An 11,577-nucleotide genomic window follows, 5' to 3' on the forward strand; every position below is an offset into this window, starting at 1 on the left:
TTACACAAATCTATAGACATTCTCTAGTTAAATAACTACAGCTTTTTAATTATCTCTTTAATTCTATTACGTTTTCAACTAATACTTTACATCTTCCACAACAAGATCCAGCACCAGTTTCCTCAGCTACTGCATCAGTAGTGTTAGCTCCATTATTTACAGCATTTACAACTGTTTCTAAAGATACACCTTTACATCCACATACTGAAGCTAATATTTTTTCTACTTCACCAGCACATCTACCACATCCTGTAGCAGCACCAGTCATTTCTTTTATCTCATCAAGAGTACGAGCACCCTTGATCATTGCCTTTCTAATATCTAAATAACTAACTTGTTTACAATGACATATTATTTTATCTGCAGCCATAATTCTATTCTCCTATTTCTTCCATATATTGTCTTTATTATATTACTATAAAAATAATACCCAATCAATATAAACTTAAACATTTTTATAAATTATGTAAAAAAATTTAGAATTGCAACAATTCATTGAATATTTTGATAGCAAATGGATCGGTCATAGAAGAAACATAATCTACCATTGCTTTATAATACTCATCTTTATTAGATATATTATATATTTTTCTGTTTTTATATTTTTTACCCCTTGGGTTATCTTTATAATTTGAAGTATACTTAATAAGCCACTTAGCAAAACTATCACATAAAAGAGGATAAATTTCAGAATGTTCTACAAGCCTTTGTAAGGTATTATCTTTATCATACATAGACTCTAATGTTTCTAATATAGTATTTAAAACTAATTCAACGTACTTTTGAAAATTGCCAAGTCTATTGTGGTAATATATATTTTTATAACAAAAAGTTTTAATACTATCCATAAACTCTGAGTAATCAGGAGATAACATTATACCATTTTCTAAACTACTATTTTCGCATAAATTTGTAATCAAGTTATGTAAAATAACAGTATTATTAATCTTATCGAAGTTTGGAATATTAAACTTTTTTGTTATATTATTTAGTTCATTAATTTGACTTTGATTTAGTATCTTTAATCTTAAAGCGTCTTCTATATCTCTTCCAAGATAAGAAATTTTATCTGAAATCTTAACTACACATCCTTCCCATGTATAAGGCGGAAGTTGACCTGGCTTAGACATAAGGTCTAAATCTATTTTATCATTTCTAGGAAAAAGAGGCTTAGACTTAACCTCTCCACAATGACAGATTATACCATCTCTAACAGCATAAGTTAAATTTAAATTAATCTCCTCATCAGTCTGAGTAGGTAATGTTTCTATAAAATCAGCAAATCTTAGACTATTTTTCTCATGCCAAAACCTAGTTTTTAACTTATCATTAGTAAAGTTATTTAAAACTCTTTCTCCATCATGACCAAATGGAGCATGTCCAATATCATGACCTATAGAAATTGCCATAGTAAGTTCTGTGTTTAGCCCTAAATACTTAGCTATAGAATAACTTACTGATAATACATGATTTACATGTTCCATTCTAGTACAGATATGGTCATTATTAGTAGCAAAGAAAACTTGAGTCTTATGTTTTAATCTTCTATAAGCATTAGAGTGAAGTATTCTATTATAATCTCTGTAGAACTCACTTCTAATATCATTAGTTCGTTTGTATATTGATTCATTTCTATTAATGCATTCATTATATTTACTATTACCTTCAAATATAGCAAACTCTTTAAATTTCATATTCTCCATATTACCTCCCCATATAATGATAATTAAAATATCATCATAATTAATAAGATTATAATAGTAATAATATATGTATGAGAAAATCTAAAATACCATTTTTAATATTTATTGATTTTAACAAATATAATGATTACAATAACTGTTGTAATAAACTGGTATATATATAATTACTTGAATTGAAAGGGGCTTTTATAATATGACAGAACGTGAAAAATTAGAGAAAGGACTTTGGTATGATGCTAATTATGATACAGAATTGTTAGAGGAAAGAGCTAATGCTGAAGAACTATATTTTTATTTCAACCAGACCAATCCAAAGGATGCTGCAAAAAAAGAAGAGATATTAAAACAACTTTTACCACATAAAGGAGAAAATATAACGATTCTATCTCCTTTTTATACAGATTATGGATATAACTGCTTTATTGGAAATGAAACCTTTATTAACCATAATACCTACTTAATGGACTGTGCACCAATTACAATAGGGAAACATTGTTTTATTGGTCCTAACTGCGGAATGTATACTGCAATTCATCCTATTGTAGCCAAGGAAAGAAATCAAGGATTAGAAATGGCAAAACCTATCACAATAAAAGATAATGTTTGGATTGGTGGAGATGTTACTATTCTTCCTGGAGTAACTATTGGAGAGGGAAGTGTTATTGGTGCAAAAAGTCTAGTAACCAAAGATATTCCAGCTAATGTTATAGCAGTAGGAAACCCCTGTCGTGTTGTACGTCCTATTACTGATGAAGATTTAATAAAACCATCGCTAAATTTCTAAAGTTTGGGAGGTTTAGAAATTAAATAGCAAAACATTTAGATATAGAGCCGATAATCAAAAATATACAAAATACTTTTATGATTATCGGCTCATTTTAGAAAATACTATCTTATTAATCATTAATACATAGAGGAATTATAGAACCTAAATCTAATAACTCTTCATTACTCAAAGAGATAATATTTTTATTTCTACTACTTACAAAGTCAACTATCTCATTATAGCTAGGATGATTGCTTATATCACCAAAGAATGCTAGAGTATCATTAGAAATTAGTCCACTACATCCACCAATAAAACCGTAATTAAGATCAAATAAGTTTATATGTCCTTTTTCTATTAAAAGGCAGTTTAATTCATTTTTAATAGCTTCTTTATAAATCCCTTCATCTGAAGTTATTATAGAGCTTTCATCAACTATACATATTGAGCACTTACAGTAACCTTGCTTTACATGTATTTTTTTTATATTGTTCTTATCTAAGTATTCTAATATTTTTTTATCAGTATAGTTAAAGTTATGTATAGCATAATTTCCAAATATAGCAACGTTATACTGTATATTATTAGGGTAGTTATACTCAATAAAAGATTCTCCCTTTATAACATTAAATCCTAAGGGTTGTAAATTATTATAGTAATACTCATATACATTAGGTGCTACTACAATATTATTATCATTTAACTTGCAAACCGTTATATCAGGATGATGTGTAATAGCTTCATAAGTTTCATTACATACAGGTGTTTTTATAACTTCTATATTTCTTTCACTTAATGACTTTTCCATTTTATTAGTGATTCTCTTATCTAATAATGCTAAAGATAAATTTCCATTTACAATAAAAGATTCTTTTACAAATTCCATTCTAACTCTCCTTATTCTTAAGATTACATAACTATTATATGAAATATATAAAAGCTTAACTACAAAAATATTACAATATATGATATATTATAATATCTACAGACAATAATTAACTTTGCATCAAAGAGAGGAATTAAATATGGAAGCAATAAGAATAAATCCTGAAGAATTTAAATTAATTAACTTTATAAATTACTATAATGATAACTATGAAGAGTTACTTTCGGATTTTCCTAATTATGTATCTAGAATATGTCTAATAGATAAGGATTATATGGATGTTGTAACTTTTGATGAAGATTATGAAGAATTAGAAAATGCCCATGATTATGAAAGTCTACTATTAAACGAAGAGTATGCTCTACATTTTGTTATAGGAAGAACTGATGAAAATTTAGAAAGTGTTGAGTTTATAGATGGAGAAACTAAAAGCCTTAAAAATTATGTTGATGATATTTATGAAGAATCATCTATAAAAGATATAGGAGATCTTAATCTAGACTTAAATCATTTAGTTGGATTGCTATTAGATTTTGAAGATAATGAAATAGTTATATCTGTTGTTAATTTTGAGCATGGAGGAGAGTTATCTATGCCTAGAATAATAGAAGTAGATGACTGTGGTGATTTAGAAGAAACTATAAGAGCATTAGTAAATAGATTTACTGCATAGAGTTTAGAATAACTTAATAAGGGTATATATAATTCCAAATTAAAATAAAACTGGTAATACATATTATTAGTTTATTATATATATTATTTAAGGAGTATAGTGAAATGAAATATTTTATTATTGAGGGTATAATAAAAAATGCAGACTTAATGGATGAGAATAAGATGAAAGAACATATGAATTATACTCAAAAAGCAATGGATAAAGGCTTAATATTAATGTCTGGACTTAAAGAGGATATGAGCGGTGGATTATTTATTATGAAAGCGGACTCCATTGAAAAGATAGATGACTATTTATCTAATGAGCCATTTAAAGTTTATGGTATTCAAGATTACAATGTTACGGAATTTTCACCTCATTACTTTAATGAGTCACCTAATAAATGGTTTAATAAATAATATTTATATTATAGAATAAAAATGACTACTTATTTTTAGCAGTAGTCATTTTTTTATTTTGAAATAGATTAAAATTATTTATATTATAACTCTTAAATACTCCTTTAATTTAGAATATGTTTTAATAAATATACTCTAAAGATGATATAACAAATTAGTAATAAAACATAATATATACTATGTGCAAATTATATTATCAGCTTCTCGCACTATAACTTTTATTAACTGGGATACGAAAGTTTCCTTATGTAGAAGTAGAATAGGGGGTAAAAGAAAATGAGTTATAAAGGTATTGATGTAAGTCACTATCAAGGAAATATTTATTGGAGTAAAGTAAAAGAAAATATTGATTTTGCTATATTGAGGTTAGGTTGGATAGGAAATAATAACAATCATACATTAGACACAATGTTTGAAGAATATTATAATTCCTGTAAAAGTATTGGTATTCCAATAGGTATATATGTGTATAATTATTGCAATTCAGAGGAAGCAGCTAAAAGTGGCGCTGAGTGGGCTGTAGAGCAATTGAAAGATAAAAATATTGATTTACCTATTTATATTGATATGGAAGATAGTTCTATCGAGAGCTTAGGTAAAGTGAAATTAACTAATATTTGTATTACATTTAATACTGTAATAGAAAATACAGGATATTCTGCAGGTGTTTATGCAAATCTTGATTGGTACACAAATTTGCTTAATAAAAATACGATAAAAGAAAGATACACAACATGGATTGCACATTATGGAGTACCAGAAGATGAATATGAAGGTCAATATGATATGCTTCAATATTCTTCAACAGGTGTATTGTCAGGAATATCAGGGCATGTTGATATGAATATAATGTATAGAGATTTAATTAATGAAAATAAAGACCAGAATACAGGTAGAAAAACAATTGAAGAATTAGCAAAAGAAGTAATTGATGGTCAATGGGGTAATGGAGAAGAAAGAAAAACAAGACTTACTAAAGCAGGATATGATTATAGAGCTGTTCAAGAAAAAGTAAATGAAATATTAGGAAATTATTATCCAGCTTGTAGCTCAAGCTATAATTCAATAGTTGAAGCTTTAAAATCTATTGGTGTTGATAGTTCTTTTAATAACAGAAAAAAGATAGCTGTAAAAAATGGAATAAGTGACTATTCAGGAACAGCAACACAAAATATAGAGCTATTAAATAAATTAAAGTCTGGTAGATTAATTAAGGCTTAAACTATAAATTTATCATCTATATACTAAGTAGTTATATTTTTAGGTTAGTAGATTTTTATTTTATGTTATAATAAATTTGAATAAGTTAAGAATTAAAAATAGTATAATCAAAATACTTATGATAATTATGTTGATTAATTAGCAACAAGGAGTGAAGATAAAAATAAATGAGATCTATAAATATACTAGATGAAATTTCAGATGGAAAACTATATGATATTGAAGATATGGTAAAAGCAGACACATGTGGTTGTGATGGATGTAGTGACTGCTGTCATGATGTAGGAGATTTAGTGATGCTTACACCTTTTGATGTCTATGAAATAACAAGTTACTTAGGTGTAGATTTTGATGAATTAGTAGGTGATAAAATTCAACTTAGAGAAGACAATAAAATTTTGTTACCTTATTTGAAAATGCAGGATAAAAATAAATACTGTAGTTTTTTAAATAAAGAAGGAAGATGCATGATACATTCTAAACGACCAAATATTTGTCGTATGTTTCCTCTTGGTAGAGTATACAAAAATGATGATTTTAAATATTTCTTACAAATAGAAAACTGTCCAAAAGATAATTTGAAAGATGTTAAAGTTAGAGATTGGCTTGGAATTAAAAATTATTATGAAAATAAAAAGTTTATACTAGAGTGGCATAAATTTATTAAAGCTCTAACTTTTCGTTTAAAGTTTATGAGAGATGAAAAAGAAATTGAAGAAGTTAATAAAATTATCTTAGATAATTTCTATCGTATCAAAATCGAAGGCGATTTTTATAATGAATTTATGAAATGCTTACCTGAAGTAAAAAATAGATTGGGAATTATCTAATGTATTTGTTTAAGAAGTTTATATTATAAATCAAAAAATGACTACTTACTTTTAGAAGTAGTCATTTTGTTTTTCAATAGATTAACTATATAAAATTTAACAAAACAAGCAATTATAAGTAATTAAGCAAAAGCTATGTAAAAAGTGTAAGGCCTAGTGTATAATACTAAAAAAGGTTACAAAAAAGTAACAAAATTAAAATCTGACATTATTGAGATTTGACATTGGAGGTATTTAATGAAAAGAAGACTTATAATGACAGCAACTACACTAGCCATATTGTTTACACCTATAGTAAATATAAATTCATATGCAACTGAAAATACAACAATTAACATGGAAAATACAGAAAATGGATATATAAATGCAAATACAGTAAACTTTAGAGAAGAAGCCAATTTAGATTCAAAAGTACATTATACATTAGATAAAAATGAAGATGTTAATATAGTATCTTATGAAGAAGATTGGGTGAAAGTTGTTCATAATGATAAAGTTGGATATGTTCATTCAAAGTATGTTAGTGAAGGCTCAAGTAAGGAAACAAGTGTAGAATATACAAAGATGAATGTAAAAGCAACAGCTTATGCAGGAGATACAATAACTTCAACTGGAACAACTCCAAAATGGGGAACTATAGCAGTTGACCCTGAAGTTATACCTTATGGTACAAAAGTTTATATACCTGAGTTTGATAAGGTATTTATAGCAGAAGATACAGGAAGTGCAATTAAAGGTAATAAAATTGATATATTTATGGATACAGAAGCTCATTGTAATGAATGGGGAGTAAGAGATATAGAGATATATATACTAGCATAAAAAAACTAGAAGTCATATAGAGTGTATTCTCCATATGACTTCTAGTTTATATTTTATCCCCAGAAACTAAGAACATTAATAAATTATGTCTTTCCTCTATTATTTTAAATTTAAATTCCATTCTATATGATATGCAAATTATAAATATAGTAAATAACACATGAGTAATCAAAGTATATAAAATATTAAAGTTAGAAAATATCATTGCATATTTTTCAATTACATAAGCAAATAATATACTTAACATAATAAACTCATAGGCTAAAAATAATTCTTTTGAAGCATTATTTATAATATCCTTAATTAAATTTCTTTCAATATACAAATCATCTTGTAAATCTGCACTATTTGTAACGACTAATATATCTAACCTATGTTTAACAAAAACAAATAAATATTTAAATGTTCTCATAATATATATAACTATGGTATAAACTAACCTAATACATATATATAGGTATATAAATGAAGTATTATACTTTGTGTATAATAAAATAATTACAAATATATCTAATAGTAATAATAATAAGTTATTTATTACTATTTTTTTCTCGTTAAACTTAGGTCTATAAATAAAAAAACTTTTTTTATAATTCACAAAATTTCTCCTTTTATATATTTGTATTTTATTATATATTTATATTATGTATTTATCTTATAAATTATATAAAGTAAATTACTTTTTAATAACAATTTTACATGTAATACTTTAAATCAATCAATAATACATGTAGTAAAGTTTTATAAGGCATTATTTATTATCATTATACTTATTTAAAAGAAGTTGTTCTCCAAGTACTTTTAGATTTAGACATATATTATACATATTAATAAAAAATATTTAACATAATAATTAGAAAGATATTAATAATATTTTAATTCAATAAAGGAGGACGATTATGTTTTCAATTCAACCAATAGAGTGGGTGGGATATTTAGCTTCTATATTAATAGTAATCTCACTTACAATGACTGATATAATTAAATTAAGAATAATAAATACACTTGGATGTATAACTTTTGTAGTTTATGGGCTAGCTGTAAAAGCATACCCTGTTGCTCTATCTAATTTAGCTATAATTATAATCAATTTTTATAACATATATAAAATTAGAAAAAATAGTTAATTATAATATATAAAATATTTAAATAACCATCTATATAGATATTTTTTTTAATCTATATAAATAATTATTAAAGTATTATAATATATATTCAAGAGATAAATACAGGGGGAATTTAGGATGAGAGATTTACTGGAAGTAAACCCTATTATCGGGGCAATTAAAAATGATGAGTGTATACATAGAGTTATAAAATCTGATTGTGAAATAGTTTTTTTACTTAGTGGTGATATAATAACCCTTAAAGATAGAGTTAATTTATTACATAAACATAATAAAAAAGTTTTCGTTCATATAGATATGATAACAGGTATATCAACTAATCCAATTATTATAGATTATTTAAAAAAAGAATCAAATATAGACGGAATCATAACTACAAAAGCTAATATTGTAAAGAGAGCAGTGGAATTAAATTTAAATGTAGTTCAACGATTTTTTTTCATAGATTCTATGTCTCTTGAAAATGCAATAGAAAGTTTAAGAAAAGTAAAACCACAAGCAATTGAAATAATGCCAGGTATATTACCTAAGGTTATAAAAAGAATTAATAAAGAATTTAGCAATATTCCTATAATTTGTGGTGGCTTAATAGATGAAAAAGAAGAAATAATTAAAGTTTTATCTTACGGTGCTATGGCTGTTTCAACAAGTAAATATGAGATATGGTAATAAATAATAAAATTAATCGCTATATAGTATAGCGATTAATTTTATTGACTCGGAAAATGTTTTCTGATACTATTTACTTAAAATTGGTAGTTTTATCTAAGTTATATTCTAATTGGTGTTAATTTTATAGGACATTAGTCATTAATAGTTAATATCAGTAATTCATATCAATTCAAGAAGTCTAATTATAATAATAAAATCTAGAAATTTCCTAAATAAAAGTAATACCATTAAAGTATTTTCAAATTATTTAATAAGTAATTTGAGGGATTAATACCTTATAAAATAATATAAAGTTGGAGGAAATAGTATGAGTAAAAAATACATAATGGCATTAGATCAAGGTACAACAAGTTCAAGAGCAATATTATTTGATAAACAAGGTAATATAGTAGCAACTTCGCAAAAAGAATTTACACAGATTTATCCTAATCCAGGATGGGTGGAACATAATGCAATGGAAATATGGGGAAGTCAAAGTGGAGTAATGAGAGAGGTTTTAGAAACAAACTCTATATCACCTAATGAAATAGCTGCTATAGGTATTACAAATCAAAGAGAAACTACAATAGTTTGGGATAAAAATACTGGTAAACCAATATACAATGCTATAGTATGGCAATGTAGAAGAACTTCTGAAATATGTGATGAAATTGAAGCTAATGGCTATAAAGATATGATAAAGGATAAAACTGGCCTTATATTAGATGCTTATTTCTCCGGAACAAAAATAAAATGGATACTTGATAATGTTAAAGGAGCAAGAGAGAAAGCTAATAATGGTGAATTATTATTTGGTACAGTTGATACTTGGTTAATATGGAACTTAACTAGAGGTAAAGTACATATTACTGATTATTCTAATGCTTCAAGAACCATGCTTTATAATATAAAAGAATTAAAATGGGATGATGAAATACTAGAGTTATTAGATATACCAAAAAGTATGCTACCTGAAGTAAAACCTTCTAGTTGTGTATACGGATATACTGATGAGCATATGCTAGCAGGAGCACAAATTCCAATAGCAGGTATAGCAGGAGACCAACAAGCTGCGTTATTTGGTCAAACTTGTTTTGAAGAAGGTAGTGCAAAAAATACTTATGGAACAGGTTGCTTTATGTTAATGAATACTGGAGACAAATTAGTAGAATCTAAGAATGGCTTATTAACTACTATTGCTTGGGGTGTTGATGGTAAAGTAGAATATGCTTTAGAAGGAAGTATATTTATAGGTGGAGCTGTTATACAATGGTTAAGAGATGAGTTAAAAGTACTATATAATGCTAAAGAAAGTCAATTTTATGCTGAAAGTGTAAAAGATACTAATGGTGTTTATATAGTTCCAGCATTTGCAGGTCTTGGAGCACCTCATTGGAATATGTATGCAAGAGGTTGTGTAATGGGTCTTACACGCGGAGCAAATAGAGAACATTTAGTTCGTGCTGCTCTTGAATCTATAGCTTATCAAGTAAAAGATGTACTTCATGCTATGGAAGAAGATTCAGGATTAAAACTTGCAGGTCTTAAAGTTGATGGAGGTGCAAGTGCAAATGATTTCTTAATGCAATTCCAAGCTGATATATTAAATACTAATATAAATAGACCTAAAGTTGTTGAAACTACTGCTCTAGGTGCAGCATATTTAGCAGGTCTTGCAGTAGGATTCTATGAAAATAAAGATGATATTAAAAATTCTTGGGTAATGGACAAAGAATTTAGTTCTAATATGGATGATGATAGAAGAGTTAAATTATATAAGGGATGGAAAAAAGCAGTTAAAAGATCTCTTGATTGGGCTAAGGAAGATGAAGAAGAGTTAGCTACTTCTGAATGTTAATAAAAAATTTACAATATTAATGACAGTTAGAATAAATATATATATAATTAAGGTATAAGAGAAAACGTTTAAGATTAAAACGTAAAATACCTGGCTGGAGAAAAGAGAGCCTTCTATACATAGTATAGGAGGCTTTTTTGATGTTAAAAAGTTTAATGTAAATTTAGGAGGTTTAAATATGAAAGAGTTAGTATGTATAGTTTGCCCAATGGGATGTAATTTAAATATAACAGAAAATGAAGATGGATTCATAGTAAAAGGTAATACATGTAAAAGAGGAGAGAAGTATGGAATACAAGAAATGACTAACCCAAAAAGAATGATTACAACTACTGTAAAACTTAAAAATTCATATTTGCAATTACTTCCAGTAAAGACAGAGGATAGCATACCTAAAGAAATGATTTTTGACATTATGAAAGAATTAGATAAAGTAAGTGTGTCTGCACCGATTAATTCAGGAGATATAATAGTAAAAAATATTCTAAATACAGGAATAAATATAATAAGCACGAAAACTATAGAAGCTATAAGTAAATAAAAATAAGAGTATGTCTTAGTTATACTAAGATATACTCTTATTTTTATTTATTAGATAGATAATATTTAACATTATTTCTCTTTATTTAATTGAAAAGT

At 26.2% G+C, this 11,577-nt stretch carries 14 protein-coding genes; 10 read left to right on the forward strand and 4 right to left on the reverse strand.

Features of this window, described 5'->3' with window-relative positions:
* Nucleotides 1–49 precede the first annotated feature (49 nt).
* Together HF520_RS05505 and HF520_RS05510 are read right to left on the reverse strand one after the other, a co-directional pair.
* Nucleotides 50–370, reverse strand: coding sequence for a (2Fe-2S)-binding protein (locus HF520_RS05505; protein ID WP_168573065.1), 321 nt, complete (start codon nucleotides 368–370; stop codon nucleotides 50–52).
* Nucleotides 371–476: 106 nt separating this feature from the next.
* Entirely contained in the window at nucleotides 477–1,703 is a 1,227-nt protein-coding gene (locus HF520_RS05510) for a deoxyguanosinetriphosphate triphosphohydrolase family protein (protein ID WP_207711032.1), read from the reverse strand.
* 193 nt (nucleotides 1,704–1,896) lie between these two features.
* Here HF520_RS05510 and HF520_RS05515 point away from each other — a divergent pair, with 193 nt between their 5' ends.
* Nucleotides 1,897–2,487 carry a sugar O-acetyltransferase gene (locus tag HF520_RS05515; RefSeq protein ID WP_168573066.1) on the forward strand — a complete coding sequence of 197 codons (591 nt, stop codon included), beginning with the start codon at nucleotides 1,897–1,899 and terminating at the stop codon, nucleotides 2,485–2,487.
* Nucleotides 2,488–2,599: 112 nt separating this feature from the next.
* Here HF520_RS05515 and HF520_RS05520 read toward each other — a convergent pair whose 3' ends face one another.
* Nucleotides 2,600–3,355: a DUF6873 family GME fold protein gene (locus HF520_RS05520; protein ID WP_168573067.1), complete on the reverse strand. Its 756-nt coding sequence runs from the start codon at nucleotides 3,353–3,355 to the stop codon at nucleotides 2,600–2,602.
* A 139-nt stretch (nucleotides 3,356–3,494) separates the two neighbouring features.
* On the opposite strand from HF520_RS05520, the gene HF520_RS05525 reads away from it, so the two are divergent.
* From HF520_RS05525 to HF520_RS05545, 5 genes are all read left to right on the forward strand, one after another.
* Nucleotides 3,495–4,028 (forward strand): hypothetical protein, encoded by a 534-nt coding sequence (locus tag HF520_RS05525; RefSeq protein ID WP_168573068.1) that lies wholly within the window; start codon nucleotides 3,495–3,497, stop codon nucleotides 4,026–4,028.
* 104 nt (nucleotides 4,029–4,132) lie between these two features.
* A complete protein-coding gene (locus HF520_RS05530; RefSeq protein WP_168573069.1) occupies nucleotides 4,133–4,429 on the forward strand; it encodes a YciI family protein in 297 nt (98 codons plus the stop codon).
* A 276-nt stretch (nucleotides 4,430–4,705) separates the two neighbouring features.
* Nucleotides 4,706–5,650 (forward strand): GH25 family lysozyme, encoded by a 945-nt coding sequence (locus HF520_RS05535; protein WP_168573070.1) that lies wholly within the window; start codon nucleotides 4,706–4,708, stop codon nucleotides 5,648–5,650.
* Between the two features lie 167 nt (nucleotides 5,651–5,817).
* On the forward strand, nucleotides 5,818–6,480 hold the full coding sequence (locus tag HF520_RS05540; RefSeq protein WP_168573071.1) for a YkgJ family cysteine cluster protein: 663 nt from the start codon (nucleotides 5,818–5,820) through the stop codon (nucleotides 6,478–6,480).
* Nucleotides 6,481–6,717: 237 nt separating this feature from the next.
* Nucleotides 6,718–7,302 carry a 3D domain-containing protein gene (locus HF520_RS05545; RefSeq protein ID WP_168573072.1) on the forward strand — a complete coding sequence of 195 codons (585 nt, stop codon included), beginning with the start codon at nucleotides 6,718–6,720 and terminating at the stop codon, nucleotides 7,300–7,302.
* Nucleotides 7,303–7,348: 46 nt separating this feature from the next.
* Here the strand turns inward: HF520_RS05545 and HF520_RS05550 are convergent, their stop codons facing one another.
* A complete protein-coding gene (locus HF520_RS05550; RefSeq protein ID WP_168573073.1) occupies nucleotides 7,349–7,900 on the reverse strand; it encodes a hypothetical protein in 552 nt (183 codons plus the stop codon).
* Between the two features lie 301 nt (nucleotides 7,901–8,201).
* On the opposite strand from HF520_RS05550, the gene HF520_RS05555 reads away from it, so the two are divergent.
* The 4 genes from HF520_RS05555 to HF520_RS05570 all read left to right on the forward strand — a co-directional run bounded on the left by HF520_RS05555 (nucleotide 8,202) and on the right by HF520_RS05570 (nucleotide 11,479).
* Nucleotides 8,202–8,429 (forward strand): YgjV family protein, encoded by a 228-nt coding sequence (locus HF520_RS05555; RefSeq protein WP_168573074.1) that lies wholly within the window; start codon nucleotides 8,202–8,204, stop codon nucleotides 8,427–8,429.
* Nucleotides 8,430–8,546: 117 nt separating this feature from the next.
* Nucleotides 8,547–9,098 carry a glycerol-3-phosphate responsive antiterminator gene (locus tag HF520_RS05560; protein ID WP_168573075.1) on the forward strand — a complete coding sequence of 184 codons (552 nt, stop codon included), beginning with the start codon at nucleotides 8,547–8,549 and terminating at the stop codon, nucleotides 9,096–9,098.
* A gap of 310 nt (nucleotides 9,099–9,408) precedes the next feature.
* Nucleotides 9,409–10,938 (forward strand): glycerol kinase GlpK, encoded by a 1,530-nt coding sequence (gene glpK / locus HF520_RS05565; RefSeq protein WP_168573076.1) that lies wholly within the window; start codon nucleotides 9,409–9,411, stop codon nucleotides 10,936–10,938.
* Nucleotides 10,939–11,116: 178 nt separating this feature from the next.
* Nucleotides 11,117–11,479, forward strand: a complete 363-nt coding sequence (locus HF520_RS05570; protein WP_168573077.1) for a DUF1667 domain-containing protein — start codon at nucleotides 11,117–11,119, stop codon at nucleotides 11,477–11,479.
* Nucleotides 11,480–11,577: the final 98 nt, after the last annotated feature.

Source organism: Romboutsia sp. CE17 (genome assembly GCF_012317385.1).
Classification (GTDB): domain Bacteria; phylum Bacillota; class Clostridia; order Peptostreptococcales; family Peptostreptococcaceae; genus Romboutsia_E.

What these genes read in the sequence shown, in the direction of transcription:
- HF520_RS05525 (WP_168573068.1), top strand. Translation starts at nt 3,495, where the DNA reads ATGGAAGCAATAAGAATAAATCCTGAAGAATTTAAATTAATTAACTTT.
- HF520_RS05535 (WP_168573070.1), top strand. Translation starts at nt 4,706, where the DNA reads ATGAGTTATAAAGGTATTGATGTAAGTCACTATCAAGGAAATATTTAT.
- HF520_RS05530 (WP_168573069.1), top strand. Translation starts at nt 4,133, where the DNA reads ATGAAATATTTTATTATTGAGGGTATAATAAAAAATGCAGACTTAATG.
- HF520_RS05540 (WP_168573071.1), top strand. Translation starts at nt 5,818, where the DNA reads ATGAGATCTATAAATATACTAGATGAAATTTCAGATGGAAAACTATAT.
- HF520_RS05570 (WP_168573077.1), top strand. Translation starts at nt 11,117, where the DNA reads ATGAAAGAGTTAGTATGTATAGTTTGCCCAATGGGATGTAATTTAAAT.
- HF520_RS05555 (WP_168573074.1), top strand. Translation starts at nt 8,202, where the DNA reads ATGTTTTCAATTCAACCAATAGAGTGGGTGGGATATTTAGCTTCTATA.
- glpK (WP_168573076.1), top strand. Translation starts at nt 9,409, where the DNA reads ATGAGTAAAAAATACATAATGGCATTAGATCAAGGTACAACAAGTTCA.
- HF520_RS05545 (WP_168573072.1), top strand. Translation starts at nt 6,718, where the DNA reads ATGAAAAGAAGACTTATAATGACAGCAACTACACTAGCCATATTGTTT.
- HF520_RS05520 (WP_168573067.1), bottom strand. Translation starts at nt 3,355, where the DNA reads ATGGAATTTGTAAAAGAATCTTTTATTGTAAATGGAAATTTATCTTTA.
- HF520_RS05510 (WP_207711032.1), bottom strand. Translation starts at nt 1,703, where the DNA reads ATGGAGAATATGAAATTTAAAGAGTTTGCTATATTTGAAGGTAATAGT.
- HF520_RS05515 (WP_168573066.1), top strand. Translation starts at nt 1,897, where the DNA reads ATGACAGAACGTGAAAAATTAGAGAAAGGACTTTGGTATGATGCTAAT.
- HF520_RS05560 (WP_168573075.1), top strand. Translation starts at nt 8,547, where the DNA reads ATGAGAGATTTACTGGAAGTAAACCCTATTATCGGGGCAATTAAAAAT.
- HF520_RS05505 (WP_168573065.1), bottom strand. Translation starts at nt 370, where the DNA reads ATGGCTGCAGATAAAATAATATGTCATTGTAAACAAGTTAGTTATTTA.